This is a genomic window from Nocardia sp. NPDC060255, assembly GCF_042727395.1.
In the GTDB taxonomy this organism is placed as follows: Bacteria; Actinomycetota; Actinomycetes; order Mycobacteriales; family Mycobacteriaceae; genus Nocardia.
In genome coordinates, this window is record NZ_JBHXAU010000013.1 from 95,386 (window position 1) to 111,305 (window position 15,920).

Genomic DNA, 15,920 nt, shown 5'->3' on the forward strand with positions numbered 1-15,920 from the left:
ACCTGTTCCTAACTGATGTTGGGGTCGAAGGTGAATATGACGTAGGTGCCGACGGCCAGGATCAGGATCATCGAGATGGCCAGCAGTGTGTTCAGCCAGAATCGAGTCGAGTCCTTGCGGGAGTAGTCCGCGATCACCGTGCGCAGGCCGTTGCCGCCGTGCAGTTGGGCCAGCCAGAGCATGGACAGGTCCCACAGCTGCCAGAACGGGCTCGCCCAGCGGCCCGCGACGAAGCCGAAGTTGAGGCGCTTCACGCCGCCGTCGAGCAGCAGCATGATCGACATGTGGCCGAGCACGAGCACGATCAGCAGCAGGCCTGAGAAGCGCATGAACAGCCACGCGTACTTCTCGAAGTTGCCGTTCGCGCGCATCCGCGGCGAGCGCGGGTTGTCCAGGCTCGCGGGGCGATCGTGCGACTTACCGAGAACAGGTGCAGTCATCTCAGTGCTCCGTGAACAGGTAGAAGAACTGACGGCCGATAGCGGGCACCGCCAGCAGGAACCAGACCGTGAGGATGATCCACAGCATCAGGCGCTGGTACTTCGGGCCCTTGGCCCAGAAGTCGACCAGGATCACCCGGACGCCGTTGAGCGCGTGGAACAGCACGCAGACGACCAGGCCCATTTCCATCAGCGCGACGATGGGGCTCTTGTAGGTCTCGATCGCCCGGTTGTAGGTGTCCGGGCTGACCCGGACCAGCGCGGTGTCCAAGACGTGCACGAAGAGGAAGAAGAAGATGGTGACACCGGTGATCCGGTGCAGCGCCCAGGACCACATCCCGGGGTCGCCTCGGTACAGCGTCTTCCGCTTCGGCTGGGCCGGAGCTTCTATCGTGGTCATAGAGTGCGGTGCCTCCAACGTCGTTGATGGACCCGGTTCATTGATCCGAGGCCGGCTGCGTTGGGCGCAAATGCCCAGGTGGCTGCGCTGCGGCCCGCTGCCGGGAACCTGAACCGATCTGATCTGGACTCTAATCCTCTAGGTTTGCCGGAACTAATTCGGCGTGCCGTGCGTTGCGCTACAGTCTGGCGAGTTAGGTTTGCCTTTCTTGATCGCCGAAGGGTTCCCTCGAGGGCCTCGCGCGGCCAAGTTCAGCTCGTTTCAGAAGAGGTTCCCGATGTCGCAAATCGACTGGAAATCCCTGCACGACAACGCGATTCAAGTCATGCGCAATGCCTATGCGCCATACTCGCGGTTTCCGGTTGGTGCGGCAGCCCTCACTGTCGACGGCCGAATTGTGCGCGGGTGCAATGTGGAAAATGTCTCATACGGTTTGGGCCTGTGCGCCGAATGTGTACTCGTCGGTAACTTGCATTCGGATGGTGGCGGACGTTTGCTGGCCATCTCCTGTACCGATTCCCGCGGCGAAATCCTGATGCCGTGCGGGCGCTGCCGCCAACTGCTTTACGAACACGGGGGGCCCGACCTCTTGGTCGACCATAAGGACGGGCCCGTTCCGCTAAGCGCCTTGCTGCCAGATGCGTTCGGCCCGGACGACTTGGACGCCGGACAGATCTGAGCGAGCGGTTCAGAGCTCTGCGTCGAGTGCTGCGTCGATCTCGGCGTCGGTGGCGCGAGCGACCGGCGGGAACTCGATCGGCGCAGTCCCTAGCCGTTCCATGATCAGGGTGAAGGCCCGACTCGCGCTGTTGGTCCAGTCGATCAGCCGCCCGGTCTCGATCCTGGAGCCGGCGTCACCCCTGGTGAGCTTGTAGAGCGACTCGCTGTGCGTGTCTTCGATGTCGGTGACCCGCGTCTCGAGCACGCTGACGCGGCGGTCGATGTGTGTGGCTGTCATTGTTGCCCCAAGCCCCTCGAACGATTGATGTGGAGAGGCTATCGAACCTCACCGACAAGAAGCCGGACTTGTTTTCGATCTCGTGCCAGACTGGCGAATGTGACGGCACTGGACGCGGTTTCGATCATTACCGGCAAGCGGGACGGCGGCGAGCTGTCGGACGCGCAGATCGACTGGGTGGTCGATGGATTCACCCGCGGGGCGGTGGCGGACGAGCAGATGTCGGCGCTGGCGATGGCGATCGTGTGGCGCGGGATGACCCGGCGGGAGACGGCGCGGTGGACCAACGCGATGATCGCGTCGGGTAGCCGGATGGACTTCACCGATCTGCCGCGCCCGACCGTCGACAAGCATTCGACCGGCGGCGTGGGGGACAAGATCACGCTGCCGTTGGCGCCGCTGGTCGCCGCGTGCGGCGCCGCGGTGCCGCAGTTGTCCGGGCGCGGGCTCGGGCACACCGGCGGCACGCTCGACAAGCTCGAGGCCATCCCGGGCTGGCAGGCCGAGGTGTCGGTGCCACGTATGCGCGAGATCCTCGCCGACCCTGCGATCGGCGCGGTGGTGTGCGCGGCGGGCGCCGATCTCGCACCCGCCGACAAGCGGCTCTACGCGCTACGCGACGTGACCGGCACGGTCGAATCCATTCCGCTGATCGCCAGCTCGATCATGAGCAAGAAGATCGCCGAGGGCACCGCGGCGCTGGTGCTCGATGTGAAGGTCGGCGCGGGCGCGTTCCTGAAGACCCTGGACGGTGCCCGCGAATTGGCAACGGCCATGGTCGAATTGGGCACCGACGCCGGGGTGCGGACGGTGGCGCTGCTGACCGCGATGGACACGCCGCTCGGCCGCACCGCGGGCAATGCGCTCGAGGTCGCGGAGTCGGTCGAGGTGCTGGCCGGCGGCGGCCCGGCCGACATCGTGGAGCTCACCGTCACCCTGGCGCGTGAGATGGTCGCGCTGGCCGGCCTCGACATCGACCCCGCCGACGTGCTCGCGGATGGCCGGGCGATGGACCAGTGGCGCGCGATGGTCCGCGCCCAGGGTGGCGATCCGGACGCGGCACTGCCGAAGGCCGCGCACACCGAGATCGTGCGGGCCGACCGCGACGGCGTGCTGACCCGCCTGGACGCCATGGGAGTCGGCATCGCCGCTTGGCGCCTCGGCGCAGGCCGGGCCCGCCAAGGCGACCCGGTCCAGGCCGGTGCCGGAATCGAAATGCACGCCAAGCCAGGCGATTCCGTGACCGCAGGCCAGCCTCTGCTCACCTTGCACACCGACACCCCCGGCGCGTTCCTCGGCGCACACACCGCATTACTCGACGCCTTTGCCATCGGCGATGCCGTCGAAAAACCCACCACCCCACTCGTGCTCGGCCGCATCGACGCCTGACCCACCCGCTCGGCAAACGAATCAACTTGCCGCACAACAACCTGCGGTGATCTGTGCATCAAGGTGGATGGGCGCGGAGTTGCCGGCTGTTCGGTACACCGGCGTCGAGGTGTGCGGCATCGCACAGGCGTGGAGTTACTGCTGGTCAGTGCGGTATTCGGTGGGACGGGGTGGTGTCCGGGTGTGGGCCGGGGCGGGATGGGTGGGCAACGAGATGGTTGCCACTTCGGCAGTCGGGTGCCGTTCGGGCGCGGTGCGGCTACCGTCGTTACATGACTGGACCGACCGCATTGACCCTTGCCTCGATCCGCCAGGCGCCAAAAGCGCTGCTGCACGACCACCTCGACGGTGGTCTACGGCCCGCGACGGTGCTGGAGCTGGCCGCCGACTGCGGCTACGAGGACCTACCCGCCAACGATGAGGCGGCACTGGCCGCCTGGTTCCGGGACGCGGCCGACAGTGGATCGCTGGAACTCTATCTGGAAACCTTCGCGCACACCGTCGCCGTCATGCAGACGCCGGAGGGCCTGCGCCGAGTCGCCCGCGAATGCGCGGAGGACCTGTCCGCCGACGGTGTGGTGTACGCCGAGGTGCGCTTCGCCCCCGAACAGCACCTGGAACGCGGACTGACCCTCGATGAGGTCGTCGAGCACACCCTGGCAGGTTTCCGCGAAGGCGAGGCGGCAGCAGCTGCCGCGGGACGCCCGATCGTGGTCACCTGCCTGCTCACCGCCATGCGCCACGCCGCCCGCTCCCGCGAGATCGCCGAACTGACCGTGCGCTTCCGCGATCGCGGCGTCGGCGGCTTCGACATCGCGGGCGCGGAGGCCGGGTACCCGCCCAGCAGGCACCTGGACGCGTTCGAATACATGCGAGCCAACAGCGCGCACTTCACGATTCACGCGGGTGAGGCGTTCGGCCTGCCGTCGATCCACGAGGCGCTGGCCTTCTGCGGCTGCGACCGCCTCGGCCACGGCGTGCGGATCACCGACGACATCAGCGTGCCCGGCGCGATCGAGGACGCGCGCCTCGGGCTCGTCGCGAACTACGTGCGCGACATGCGCATTCCGCTGGAGCTGTGTCCGTCGTCGAATGTGCAGACCGGCGCGGTGCCCTCGCTGGACAAGCACCCGTTCGACCTGCTGGCCCGGCTGCGTTTCCGGGTGACGGTCAACACCGACAACCGGCTGATGAGCGACACCAGCATGAGCCAGGAAATGCTCAAGCTCGCCGACACGTTCGGTTACGGCTGGAGCGATCTGGAGCGCTTCACCATCAACGCGATGAAGTCGGCGTTCATCCCGTTCCCGGAGCGGCTGCGCATCATCGACAACATCATCAAGCCCGGCTACGCGGTGCTGCTCGGATAACGAAGGGCAGCAACAGGCTCCGCGCCCGGATCCCCAGCGGGACGAGGAGCTGGCCGAGGGGAACTGGTGCAGCGCCACTCGTGCGACGACCCAGTTCCCCGTGAGCCGCGTCTCGTCCGCCGGGACGGGGCGGAATGACCGGGATGCTGGTTCGCTAGCGTGCAGAGCATGGCGACACTGCGGATTTCCAGCCGGTTCAACGGACCGCCCGATTCCGGTAACGGCGGCTACGTGGGCGGACTGCTCGCCGAGCAGCACGGGGACGCCGCGGTCACGGTGATCCTGCGCAACCCGACGCCGTTGGACACACCGCTCGAGGTGCGGGCAGGCAGCCTGTACGACGGCGACACCTTGGTCGCCGAATCCCGGGTCGGCGAATTCGACCGGGACGCACCGCAATCCGTGCCGTTCGCGACGGCGGCCGCCGCGGCGAGCTCTTACCAGAGCAACGAGATGTTCGCGTCCTGCTTCGTCTGCGGCAGCGCCCGCACCGACGGATTACGCATCGAGGCAGGTGCGGTCGGCGACGGCCGCGTCGCCGCACCGTGGATCCCCGACGACTCCCTCCCACTAGGCCCCGCCGTCGTGTGGGCCGCGATGGACTGCCCCGGCGGCTGGTCACTCCCCAACATGTTCGACCGCCCCGCCCTCCTCGGCTCCATGACCGCCGCCGTCCACGCCCTCCCCGAGGTCGGCGAACACTGCGTGGTCATCGGCGAGAACCACGGCGAACAAGGCCGAAAATCGTTCTCCTCCACCGCCGTCTACGGTTCCGACGACCGTTTACTGGGCCGTGCCGAGCAGATCTGGATCCGCCTGCGGTAGCGGCCGCAGGTCGCCAACGTCGATACCGCGCACTCAGTCTGGTCTGAATGCGCGGTGTGGCGGGGCAGCGGGGCGAAACCAGCTACTGCTGGTTGAGCCTGGCCTCGAAGTTGCGCTCGAGGTCTCGCCAGGACTGTGCTTCCGCGGTGAACGGCGGGTTGGGGGCCATTCGGCTCGGGTCCGGGTTCAGCAGGTAGGAGACGTACCAGCCGAGCGGGTTGGACTGGGCGAGCGCCTGTTCCACGGTGTCGTCGCCCGCGTAGTCGGAGGCGTCGGTGAACAGTTCGACGGCGAGGTCGAGCTGTTCGATGTCGACCGCCTCCGGTCCTTCGGCCAGGTCGTCGGCGAGACCGGGGAGCACGTAGACGTTTTCGTCGGTGACCTCGACCTCGAGCGAACCGTCCACCGCCGCGGTCTGCACGTCGGCGAAGGTGCTCACCCGGGACAGGTCGTGCTCGTGGTCGTCGGCCAGGTACCTGGCCAGCGCGCGCTCCGAGGTGAACACGGTGATCGTGTTGTCGGAGCCGAGGAAGATCGGCTCGTCGTCGAGGTAGCAGCGCAGCGTGAAGTAGGTGCCGTCGGAGGCGATGATCTTGACCGGGTCGATGCCGACCTCGTGCCAGAACGACTCGTCCTCTTCGTCTTCTTCCTCGTCCTCGTCGTCCGCGTCGAGGTCGACGGGCTCGAACTCGTCCTCCTCGTTGTCCGCCGCGTCGTCGGCGTCGACCACGTTCTCCTCGGCGGCCAGCAGCTCGGCCTCGGCGACGGCGACCGCTTCCGCATCGACGTCGGGAGTGCTGACGACGGAGTCGATGGCGTCGAGGACGCTGTCCCAGCCCTTGGCGATGGCGGCGCCGATCTGGTCCCAGAGTTCCTCGCCGTCGCGCCCGAGGAAGGCGTTCACCCCGCCGGGCAGCGCGCCGAGCACCGGGTGCGACCCGAAGAACTTGGTCACCGTCTCCAGTTCGCACACCTCGCCGATGTTGCGAACCATGCTGAGGGTGTCCTCGAGCTCGGCGATGGTGTCCACATCGGGCTCACCGGCGGCCAGCTCGGGCACCGCGACCAGATCGAAGGAGAAGTTCTCCTCCGGCTCCAGTTCCACCGCCGACAGCCCGGCGACGACCTTCCATGCCGGATGCTCGACGAGGTCGTTGTCGGAGTTGGTCCGGATGAACGCGGCCAGCTCAGCAACGGTCTCGAAACCGTAGAGGGAGTCCTCGTGTCCGAGGAACGCCTCCCACTCGTCGTCACCGTCTCGCCAGCGCGGTGCCCACAGGGTGACGAGATCGCCGTCGGTCAGGCCGAGCTCGATCGGGACGATGTCTCCAGAAGCCATGAGCGGAAGCCTATCGACCTTCCGCGTCAGGCACTATCCGGCCCGCCCCCAATGGTTCCTTTGGCGTCGTCCGCCGCGGGAACGAATGACTCATTCAGTGTCGCAACGACCTTCGAGCGCTGGTTGCCCGCGTCCTCGGCGGCCTGCCTGCACGCCCAGACGATCAGCTGTCCGACCTCGGCCGGTGCCAGCGAAGTGACCGTTTCCGCGAGGCTCAATCCGACGAGCGCGCCGTCACTGTCGACTTCGACGGTGACCGCGCCGTCCTCGGTGGTGTGGCGCCCACGGACCTGCTTGAGGCCGTACAGCGCGGCCTCGAGTGCTTCCAGCTTCTGCGTCGCGTTGGCGACCAGAGCATCCATCTCAGCGCTCATGCCTGCGCCTCGCTGGCGCTCGGCTCCGGCATGAGCGCTGGGGCAGCTGTGTTCATTGTTCGCTCGCTCCGCTCACTCATACCGGCCTCATCCAGGTAGTCGGTCCCGTGTCCGCGTCATCGATCCGGTCGAGCTCGTCCACCGCCGCCTGGCGGGTGGGCAGGCCGAGCCGGTCCAGGATGTCGGCGGGCATGCCCGCCTCGGCGAGCAGCTCGCGCCGGCGCGCCTTGGCGGCGACGGTGGAGCGCTTGGTGAGCCGCAGGATCTCGTTCGCGAGACTCTGTGCGCCGTAACGATATTCGCTGCGCTCGAACTTGATTTCCACCGGCATGCCCTGATCGGTGGCGCGCACCGAGATGGTGCCCGATCGGTTCGTGCTGCCCGCGACCGTGACGTTGGGAACAGCCGGTTGCTGTGGCGCGCTCACGCTGTCGGCCTATAGAAGCCGTGGAAGCCCATCCCTGAGTTCTCCGTTCGAATTGAGCTGATCTGGACCGGGTCACCGGCCTCGACGAATTCTCCGTTGCCGATCACCATCGCGACATGACCGTCCCACACCGCCAGATCGCCGGGCATCAGGTCGCCGGGGGAGACCGAGGTGCCGATGGCCTGATCGGCGGCCAGGCGCGGTAGATCCATGCCCGCCTCGCCGTACGCGTATTTGGTCAGGCCGCTGCAGTCGAGTCCGGCGCCGGGCGTGTTGCCGCCCCACACGTACGGGGTGCCGACCGCGCTGATCGCCGAGCGGACCGCGGTCGCCGCCTTCTCGTTCGGCGCCTCCACCGTGCTGCCGTCGGGCAGCGTGATCTTCACGCCCTTGCCGTCGCTCGGCATGCCCGACGAACCGGTGTTCGGCTTCGGGTTACCCGGCGAGCTCGGGGTGCCGGAGGTGGATTTCGGCGATGCCGTCGAGGCCGGGATGGTGGACATCGCGGTGCCCATCAGACTGCTCGCCATCGAACCGACACCGCTGAGCGCACTGCTCGCGGTCGATGTCAGTTGCTGCACGCCGGCCGTGGTGACGGCGGGCGTCCCGGCCAGCGACGGCGTGGACGGCGGCGGGGTGAGGTCGGTCATCGAGGCGGTGTGCGTGGTGAGCTCGTTCTGTACCCGGCCGACCACGTTGAGTGCCTGGCCGAGGTGGTCGATCGCGGAGCCGACGATCATCGTCAATCCCGCGGGCGTCGCCAGTGCCGGGCCCGCGCTCGCCGCGGTGTTCACGAACGACTGGGCGATGCCGGTGAGGTCCTTCTGGCCCGATTCGATCTCGGCGGCGGCGGAGTTCACCACGGTTGCCATGTCGTTGCCACGGTCGGAGATGGTGGCGGCGGAGGTCTGCACCTTCAATGCCTTCGAGGTGGCGGCGTCGGCGGCCTGGCCGTCCCACGCGGAGTTCATGCCGTTGATGCTGTCGCGACCCATCTGGTGGATCTGGTCGACCGCGGTGGACGTGCTGCGCAGCGCGTCGGAGGGGCCGCCGGTCGGCAGCACGCCCGAGCCGAAGCTCGCGAGCAGATCGAAGATCGGCTTGGCCAGTGCGTTGATATCGATCACAGGCTCACCCGTCCAGTTCGGTGGCCACGCTCTGCAACGATCCCGCGTGGTTCAGGTCGGTCTCGGTGAGCACGGAGGCCGCGCCGGTGGCCGCGCCACCCATGCTGGCCAGCACCGCCGACAGCTGTCCGATCGAGGCGACGTGCCCGGCGTGCGCGGCGGCGTACGCGGCCATGAAATCGCCGCCGATCAACCCCATGATCGGGCCGAGCAGCGCAGGCTCGGCCGCGACCGCGCTCGCCCCGGCCGTGGCCATCTCCCCGGCCATCACGTGGGCGGTCGCGCCATAGGCTGCGATGCCCTCGGTGTCCGCCGACATCTTCCGCATCAGAGCTTCCCCCATCTGTTGTTCCCAGGCAGAGTACGTCATTCACTTGCTTCGACGCGCCCTCTTCCCGTTCGGTTCCCACCGATGCGAAAAAACTTTCGGGTGGAGCTTCGGCGGCGGGCCCACCGGTCACTTTATCGTTCCCTCATGCGTACTCACACCGTGGACCATCCGCTCGCCGCCGCCCTGTTGACCACGATGCGAGACGAGCGAACCGAGAATTCCGTCTTCCGCGCGGCGCTGCGCGATCTCACCAGGATCCTGATCTATGAGGCGCTGCGCGGGGCGCCGGTCCTGCGCTTCGAGATCACGACGCCGGTGGCCGTCACCGAGGGCGCGCGACTGGCGCGACCGCCGCTGCTGGTGCCGGTGCTGCGGGCGGGCCTCGGCATGCTCGACGTGGCCGCCGAGCTGATCCCCGACGCCAGGATCGGCTTCGTCGGCATCGCCCGCGACGAGGAAACCCACCAGCCGGTCCCGTATATGGAATCGCTGCCCGCCGACCTGGCCGGCCTCCCGGTCTACGTGCTCGACCCGATGCTGGCCACCGGCGGCTCGATGCTGCACACCCTCGAACTCCTGATCGCCCGCGGCGCCACCGACATCACCGCGGTCTGCGTCGTCGCGGCACCGGAAGGCGTTGCCGCACTGGCCGATTCAGGTCACCCGGTGAACCTGGTCACCGCCGCCGTCGACACGGGCCTGAACGAGAACGCCTACATCGTCCCCGGCCTCGGCGACGCGGGAGACCGCCAATTCGGGCCGCGCTAGCCGGTCCGAGCCGGGCTGTTCACCCGTCCTTGGACCGGGTGAACAGCTCCAGGTGCGAGCAGTCCTCGCATCGATAGGCGTCGACCAGCCAGTGCGTGCGGCCGGTCCGTATCGCGCCCCAGGAGCCGATTTCCAGCGGACCCTCGATCCAGCGGGCATGGCCGCGTGAACTGTCGCCGGAGTCCTCGATATAGCCGGGCCGCAGGCCCTGGCCGCCGCAGTGGGTACAGTGCATCGCCGTCATCAATTGATGATGCCTGGGTGGTCAGAGCCCCTGGCAGTATTCGCGCAATGCGGAAAGGTGTTGTCCCGCAGTTGTCCTCGCGGCGGCGAGGTCGGCGTGGGCCGAGACCGGTGTCAGCACCTCGAGATAGCACTTGAGTTTCGGCTCGGTGCCGGACGGGCGGACCACGATGCGCGCGGTGCTGCCTTCGAAAACGAGTGCGTCGGTGCGCATCCGGCCGCGCACCTGGAGCAGGTCGGCGTACTTGACCGGCTCGCCCGCGATCTCGTCCGGTGGGTTCGCGCGCAGCCGGGCCACCACGTCCGCGGCGGCCGCCGCCGAATCCAGCCGCAGCGACACCTGATCGGTGCTGTGCAGGCCGAATTCGACTGCGTAATCGTCCAGTTGGTCGGTCAGGGTGCGGCCCGCGGACTTCAGGCGCGCCACCAGATCGGCGGCGAGGACGGCGGCCGAGATGCCGTCCTTGTCGCGGACCGTGGCCGGATCGACGCAGTGGCCGATCGCCTCCTCGTAGGCGTAGACCAGGCCGTCGCCGGCCCGGGCCAGCCATTTGAAGCCGGTCAGCGTCTCCGCGTAGCGGGCGCCGCGGGCCGGGGCGAGCTTGGACAGCAGCCGCGACGACACGATCGTGGTCGCCACCAGCGCGTCCCGCGGTGCGGTGCGCAGCACGCAGTCGCCGAGCAGCACGCCGGTCTCGTCACCGCGCAGCATTCGCCAGGTGTTGTCCGGCAACGGAATTCCGACCGCGCAACGGTCGGCGTCGGGGTCGACGGCGATCGCCAAGTCCGCGCCGATCCGGGTGGCCAGGGCGAGCAGCAGATCGGTCGCGCCCGGCTCCTCCGGGTTCGGGAAGGCGACGGTGGGGAAGTCGGGATCGGGCGCGAACTGCTCCTCGACCACGTGCACGTCGGTGAATCCCGCAGCGGCGAGCGCCTTGACGACCAAGTCGCCACCGACGCCGTGCAACGGCGTCAGTGCGATTCGGATCGCGGCGCGCGCACCCTCGCCACCGATCACCGAGGGCAGCGACGACACCCGATTCAGATACCGCCGCACGATGTCGTCGTCCACCGGTTCGACCGGAGTTCGGGCGACGGGCTCGGTGACCGCATCGATGCAACGCTCGATCTCGGTGTCCGCCGGGGCGAGCAGCTGCGAGCCGCCGTCGAGATAGACCTTGTAGCCGTTGTCCGCAGCCGGATTGTGCGAGGCCGTGATCTGCACGCCGGCGACCGCGCCGAGCTCACGAACCGCGTAGGCGACCACCGGGGTCGGCAGCGGGCGCGGCAGCAACGTCACCGGAAAGCCCGCTGCGGCAAAGATTTCCGCCGTCGCGGTGGCGAATTCCGCGGAACCGTGCCGCGCGTCGCGGCCGACGATCACCGCGCCACCACCGAGGCAGCGCCCGCGCAACCACTCGACGATTCCGGCGGTGGCCCTGGTCACCGTCGTCACATTCATGCCGTCCGGACCGTCCTGCAGCGGTCCACGCAGACCGGCCGTGCCGAAGCGCAGCATCTACACCCGTTCCAGCACGCCGCGCAGCAGCTTGCCCAAGCGCGGTGCGGCGGCCTGGCCTTCGGCGAGCACCTCGGCGTGCGAGAGATGCCCGCCGGTGACGCCCGCGGCCAGGTTGGTGACCAGCGAGATGCCGAGCACCCTGGCGCCGAGCGCGCGGCAGGCGATGGCCTCCAGCACGGTCGACATGCCGACCAGATCGGCGCCCATGGTGCGCAGCATCCGGATCTCGGCCGGGGTCTCGTACTGCGGCCCGGTCAGGCCCGCGTACACGCCCTCGGTCAGGCTCGGGTCGATTTCCGTTGCCAGGGCCCGCAATTCGGGATCCCAGGCGTCGACGAGGTCGACGAAGGTGGCCCCGGTGAGCGGGGTGCGGCCGGTGAGATTCAGGTGATCGTTGATCAACACCGGCTCGCCGACGCGCAGCCCCTCGCGGATACCGCCCGCGGCGTTGGTGAGCAGCACGATCTCGACGCCCGCCGCGACGGCCGTGGTCACCGCGTGCACCACATCGGCGGGTTGATAGCCCTCGTACAGGTGCTGGCGGCCCATCAGCAGCAGCGTGGGCGTCGCACCGACGGTGATCGAGTGGACCATGCCGCCATGCCCCTGCGCGCTGGGCTTCCCGAACCCGGGCAGCTCCGCCATCGGCACCGACGCGACCGGCGTGCCGATCTCCGCGGCCGCCTCCTGCCAGCCCGAGCCGAGCACCACCGCAACCCGGTGACGCGGCACTCCAGTACGTTCGGCGATCGCCTCGGCGGCCTGTTCGGCAAGCATGGAGATCACTGTATTGGATTGCCGCGCTTGCGGCGCCGGGTGTGCGCGGCCTTCGGGTGCGCGTGGCGGAGCGGTCGACGCCTGCGCCGGTGGGCCGCGAAGCACGCCGGAACGATCCGGGCGTGCTGGTTGCGAGACGGGCGCACGGTGGCTACGTGCCAGGTAGGCGCCTCGGCGCAGGAATGCTACCCACGAGTAGGGGAGACGCCGTGCGCCGGATATTCTGCACCCATGCCGTATCTGGAACGTGATGGTGATGTCTTCGTCGTCTACCTCGGGAACGAGGGACAGACCGATAGCGAGAACCGCTTCCACCCCGACTGGATCGACGAGTTCCACGGCGTGCTCGACAAGGTCGAGGACTCCGAGGGCCCGGCCGCGCTGGTCACCGTGGCGACCGGCAAGTTCTACAGCAACGGCCTCGACACCGACTGGCTGTTCGGCAACCTGGGCAAGTCGCACGGCTACCTGGACCGCGTGCACTCGCTCTACACCCGGCTGCTGCAGTTCCCGATGCCGACGATCGCCGCGATCAACGGACACGCGTTCGGGGCGGGCGCCATGCTGGCCACCTCGCACGACTTCCGGGTGATGCGCGCCGACCGCGGCTTCTACTGCCTGCCCGAGGTGCACCTCGGCATGCCGTTCACCGTCGGGATGAACGCCCTGCTCACCGAGCGGCTGTCCAATCAGGTCTGCGTGCAGGCGATGACCACCGGCTACCGCTACCCGGCCGACGAGGCGATCGCCGCGGGCATCGTCGACGGCAAGGCCGACGCGGAGTCGTTGCTGGCGACCGCCGTGGCCAGGGCCGCGGCATTGGCGAGCAATCGCAAGCCGAATCTGCCGGTGATCAAGCGCGCGCTGCACGCCGGCGCGCTGGCCGGCCTCGCCGTGCCGACCACGCCGGAGAACCTCGTTTTCGCGACGGGATAACGTCGCGGCTGTCCGGTCGGCACACGCTGCGGCTCCGCCCAGCGCAACGCTCTGAACTGTGATAATGCCGGGAGAACGCGGCCAAGTGTGATCGGCCGGACAGATAAGGAGTGCGCTCGGTTTGCGGCCGAGTGCAACACTGTGTGCCATGCCACCACCGCGCAGCGGGCACCAGGAATCGCGCAGCGACTATGACGTCGCGCGCACCGATGCCATGCAGCAGTCGGACACGGCGATCAAGGCCGTGGCCGACCAGCTGATCGATCTTTCGCACTCGATTCACGCCGAGCCGGAGCTCGCGTTCGAGGAGACCCGAAGCGTCGCCAAGATCATCGCGCCGCTCGCCGAGCGCGGCTTCGAGGTCGCCACCGGCGTCGCCGAGCTGCCGACCGCTTTTCGCGCGAGCTTCGGCAGCGGCCCGCTCACCGTCGGCATCTGCGCGGAGTACGACGCGCTGCCCGGGATGGGACATGCCTGCGGGCACAACATCATTGCCGCCTCGGCCGTCGGCGCGGCGCTCGGCCTCGCCGAGGTCGCCGACGCACTCGGGCTCACCGTGCTGGTGCTCGGTACCCCCGCCGAGGAGAGCGGCGGCGGCAAGGTGCTGATGCTGGAGCACGGCGTGTTCGACGACGTGGCGATGGCGATGATGGTGCATCCCGGCCCGTTCGACATCGTCGGCGCGCGTTCGCTGGCGATGGCCGACCTGTCCATCGTGTTTCACGGCCGCGAGGCGCACGCCAGCGCGGCGCCGGAACTGGGCCGCAACGCGGGCGACGCGGTCACCGTCACCCAGGTAGCTCTCGGCTTGCTGCGTCAGCATCTCCAGCCTGGCCAGCAACTTCACGGTATAGTCGGCGATGGTGGCGTGGCCCCCAACATCGTGCCCGGACGTGCGGAACTGCTGTATTACCTACGCGCAGTCGACTCCGCATCTCTCGACAATCTGATGCGACGAGCGTCGGCGTGTTTCGAGGCGGGTGCCCTTGCGACCGGCTGCACCCAGGAAATCCGGACTGTCGCGCCGACATATACCGAGCTGACACCCGATCCGGCGTTACTGTTTGCCTACCGCGAGCAGATAACCGGTTTGGGACGAGTGCCGATCGCACCCGAGCTCGAGGCGTTGCGGCCGCTCGGAAGCACGGACATGGGCAACGTCACCAACGTCATTCCGGGCATCCACCCGGTCATCGGCATTGATGCCGGTGGCGCGGTGACGCATCAGCCCGGCTTCGCCGCGGCGAGCGTCAACGCTTCGGCGGATCGTGCGGTTGTCGATGGTGCGCTCGCACTCGCGCGTACCGCGATCGCCGCTGCCAGCGATGAAGAACAAAGAGACAGGTTGTTGCAACGGCTCGTTCAACGACAGGAGGACATTCGGTGAGCACTACCGGCCGTTCGGCGGAACGGGCGACGGGAATCGAGGCCGGGGCATGCGCCCTGGCCGAAGACCCGGCGGACATCGTATTGCCGAACACCGTAGGAACAGGTTTGGGATCAGTAGAGGGCTGGCTGGCCGAGCACGCGTCGGATCTCGTGCAGTTTCGCCGACACATCCACGCCAACCCGGAACTGTCCCGCACCGAGTTCGCCACCACCGAATTCATCTCGTCCTGGCTGATCAAGGCGGGTTTAACGCCGCAGCCGCTGCCCGGTGGCACCGGCTTGATCTGCGACATCGGCCCCGAGGGTCCGCGCATCGGCCTGCGCGCCGACATGGACGCGCTGCCGCTGCAGGAGTTCACCGGTTTGAGTTTCGCCTCCACCGTGCCCGGCGTCTCGCACGCCTGCGGGCACGACGCGCACACCACGATTCTGCTCGGCGCCGCGCTCGCGCTGGCCGAGGTGCCCGAGCTGCCGGTCGGTGTGCGACTGGTGTTCCAGCCCGCCGAGGAGGTCATGCCGGGCGGCGCGATCGACGTGGTCGCCACCGGCGCGATGGAGGGTGTGGAGCGGATCTTCGCGCTGCACTGCGATCCGCGATTGGAAGTCGGCCGGGTCGGCATCCGGGTCGGCGCGATCACCTCGGCCGCCGACACCGTCGAGCTGGTGCTGGATTCGCCGGGCGGGCACACCTCGCGCCCGCATCTCACCAGCGATCTGGTCTACGCCATCGGCACCGTGATCACCGGCCTGCCCGGTCTGCTCAGCCGCCGCATCGACCCGCGCACCAGCACCGTGATGGTGTGGGGTGCGGTCAGTGCAGGCAAGGCGCCCAACGCGATTCCGCAGACCGGCATGCTCACCGGCACCGTCCGCACCGGCGATCACGCGACCTGGTCGCTGCTGGAGCCGATGGTGCGCGAGATCGTCGACGGCCTGCTCGCCCCGACCGGCGTGCGATACCAGCTGAACTACCGTCGCGGCGTGCCGCCGGTGGTCAACGACGAACAGTCCACCCGGATGTTCGAGGACGCGATCCGCAGGATCGGTCCGGACGCGCTGGCCGACACCATGCAATCCGGTGGCGGCGAAGACTTCTCGTGGTATCTGGAGGAGGTGCCCGGCGCGATGGCGCGCCTCGGCGTCTGGTCCGGGCACGGCGAGCAGCTCGATCTGCATCAGCCGACCTTCGACCTCGACGAGCGGGCGCTCGCGGTGGGCGTGCGGGTGCTGACCAATATCGTGCTGAACGCCTAACCCGCGCCGCCGCATACTGATTCGAACCATGGCGTGGCCGACCCTCGGGTC

Annotated in this window: 19 protein-coding genes; 8 read left to right on the forward strand and 11 right to left on the reverse strand. The window is 68.3% G+C overall.

All coding sequences use genetic code 11. The annotated features are described in order from the left end of the window. Positions 1–8 precede the first annotated feature (8 nt). Together ACFWF1_RS23720 and sdhC are read right to left on the reverse strand one after the other, a co-directional pair. Positions 9–440: a succinate dehydrogenase hydrophobic membrane anchor subunit gene (locus ACFWF1_RS23720; RefSeq protein WP_379286511.1), complete on the reverse strand. Its 432-nt coding sequence runs from the start codon at positions 438–440 to the stop codon at positions 9–11. A 1-nt stretch (position 441) separates the two neighbouring features. After that, a complete protein-coding gene (gene sdhC, locus ACFWF1_RS23725; protein ID WP_379286509.1) occupies positions 442–840 on the reverse strand; it encodes a succinate dehydrogenase, cytochrome b556 subunit in 399 nt (132 codons plus the stop codon). 277 nt (positions 841–1,117) lie between these two features. Here sdhC and ACFWF1_RS23730 point away from each other — a divergent pair, with 277 nt between their 5' ends. Then, positions 1,118–1,519, forward strand: coding sequence for a cytidine deaminase (locus tag ACFWF1_RS23730; protein WP_357386542.1), 402 nt, complete (start codon positions 1,118–1,120; stop codon positions 1,517–1,519). Between the two features lie 9 nt (positions 1,520–1,528). Here the strand turns inward: ACFWF1_RS23730 and ACFWF1_RS23735 are convergent, their stop codons facing one another. Next, on the reverse strand, positions 1,529–1,798 hold the full coding sequence (locus ACFWF1_RS23735) for a hypothetical protein (RefSeq protein ID WP_379286507.1): 270 nt from the start codon (positions 1,796–1,798) through the stop codon (positions 1,529–1,531). Positions 1,799–1,897: 99 nt separating this feature from the next. Between ACFWF1_RS23735 and ACFWF1_RS23740 the strand changes: the two genes are divergently transcribed. The 3 genes from ACFWF1_RS23740 (at position 1,898) to ACFWF1_RS23750 (ending at position 5,382) form a co-directional block, all read left to right on the forward strand. Then, a complete protein-coding gene (locus ACFWF1_RS23740; protein ID WP_379286505.1) occupies positions 1,898–3,187 on the forward strand; it encodes a thymidine phosphorylase in 1,290 nt (429 codons plus the stop codon). Positions 3,188–3,459: 272 nt separating this feature from the next. After that, positions 3,460–4,557: an adenosine deaminase gene (locus ACFWF1_RS23745; protein WP_379286504.1), complete on the forward strand. Its 1,098-nt coding sequence runs from the start codon at positions 3,460–3,462 to the stop codon at positions 4,555–4,557. A gap of 168 nt (positions 4,558–4,725) precedes the next feature. Beyond that, positions 4,726–5,382 (forward strand): hypothetical protein, encoded by a 657-nt coding sequence (locus tag ACFWF1_RS23750; RefSeq protein ID WP_379286502.1) that lies wholly within the window; start codon positions 4,726–4,728, stop codon positions 5,380–5,382. 82 nt (positions 5,383–5,464) lie between these two features. Here the strand turns inward: ACFWF1_RS23750 and ACFWF1_RS23755 are convergent, their stop codons facing one another. The 5 genes from ACFWF1_RS23755 to ACFWF1_RS23775 form a co-directional block, all read right to left on the reverse strand. Then, entirely contained in the window at positions 5,465–6,721 is a 1,257-nt protein-coding gene (locus ACFWF1_RS23755; protein WP_379286500.1) for a primosomal protein, read from the reverse strand. Between the two features lie 26 nt (positions 6,722–6,747). Continuing rightward, a complete protein-coding gene (locus ACFWF1_RS23760) occupies positions 6,748–7,095 on the reverse strand; it encodes a YbaB/EbfC family nucleoid-associated protein (protein WP_379286498.1) in 348 nt (115 codons plus the stop codon). Between the two features lie 76 nt (positions 7,096–7,171). Further along, entirely contained in the window at positions 7,172–7,522 is a 351-nt protein-coding gene (locus tag ACFWF1_RS23765) for a hypothetical protein (protein WP_379286497.1), read from the reverse strand. Beyond that, on the reverse strand, positions 7,519–8,649 hold the full coding sequence (locus ACFWF1_RS23770; RefSeq protein ID WP_379286495.1) for an NlpC/P60 family protein: 1,131 nt from the start codon (positions 8,647–8,649) through the stop codon (positions 7,519–7,521). The genes ACFWF1_RS23765 and ACFWF1_RS23770 overlap by 4 nt, the downstream gene beginning before the upstream one ends. Before the next feature lie 4 nt (positions 8,650–8,653). Beyond that, positions 8,654–8,977, reverse strand: coding sequence for a hypothetical protein (locus ACFWF1_RS23775; protein ID WP_379286493.1), 324 nt, complete (start codon positions 8,975–8,977; stop codon positions 8,654–8,656). 147 nt (positions 8,978–9,124) lie between these two features. Between ACFWF1_RS23775 and upp the strand changes: the two genes are divergently transcribed. Next, positions 9,125–9,748: a uracil phosphoribosyltransferase gene (gene upp, locus ACFWF1_RS23780; RefSeq protein WP_379286492.1), complete on the forward strand. Its 624-nt coding sequence runs from the start codon at positions 9,125–9,127 to the stop codon at positions 9,746–9,748. Positions 9,749–9,767: 19 nt separating this feature from the next. On the opposite strand, the gene ACFWF1_RS23785 is transcribed toward upp, so the two are convergent. The 3 genes from ACFWF1_RS23785 to ACFWF1_RS23795 are packed head-to-tail and all read right to left on the reverse strand — an operon-like array spanning position 9,768 to position 12,290. After that, the gene (locus tag ACFWF1_RS23785) at positions 9,768–9,992 is read right to left on the reverse strand and encodes a hypothetical protein (protein ID WP_379286490.1); all 225 of its coding nucleotides are present in this window, start codon (positions 9,990–9,992) and stop codon (positions 9,768–9,770) included. Between the two features lie 21 nt (positions 9,993–10,013). After that, positions 10,014–11,510, reverse strand: a complete 1,497-nt coding sequence (locus ACFWF1_RS23790) for a phospho-sugar mutase (protein ID WP_379286488.1) — start codon at positions 11,508–11,510, stop codon at positions 10,014–10,016. Next, positions 11,511–12,290, reverse strand: coding sequence for a purine-nucleoside phosphorylase (locus tag ACFWF1_RS23795; RefSeq protein WP_379286486.1), 780 nt, complete (start codon positions 12,288–12,290; stop codon positions 11,511–11,513). A 231-nt stretch (positions 12,291–12,521) separates the two neighbouring features. On the opposite strand from ACFWF1_RS23795, the gene ACFWF1_RS23800 reads away from it, so the two are divergent. From ACFWF1_RS23800 to ACFWF1_RS23810, 3 genes are all read left to right on the forward strand, one after another. Beyond that, complete coding sequence (locus ACFWF1_RS23800; RefSeq protein WP_379286484.1) at positions 12,522–13,226, forward strand: enoyl-CoA hydratase-related protein; 705 nt, start codon at positions 12,522–12,524, stop codon at positions 13,224–13,226. Between the two features lie 214 nt (positions 13,227–13,440). Then, positions 13,441–14,613, forward strand: a complete 1,173-nt coding sequence (locus ACFWF1_RS23805) for a M20 family metallopeptidase (RefSeq protein WP_379286619.1) — start codon at positions 13,441–13,443, stop codon at positions 14,611–14,613. A gap of 107 nt (positions 14,614–14,720) precedes the next feature. Then, positions 14,721–15,869 (forward strand): M20 family metallopeptidase, encoded by a 1,149-nt coding sequence (locus tag ACFWF1_RS23810; protein ID WP_379286617.1) that lies wholly within the window; start codon positions 14,721–14,723, stop codon positions 15,867–15,869. Positions 15,870–15,920: the final 51 nt, after the last annotated feature.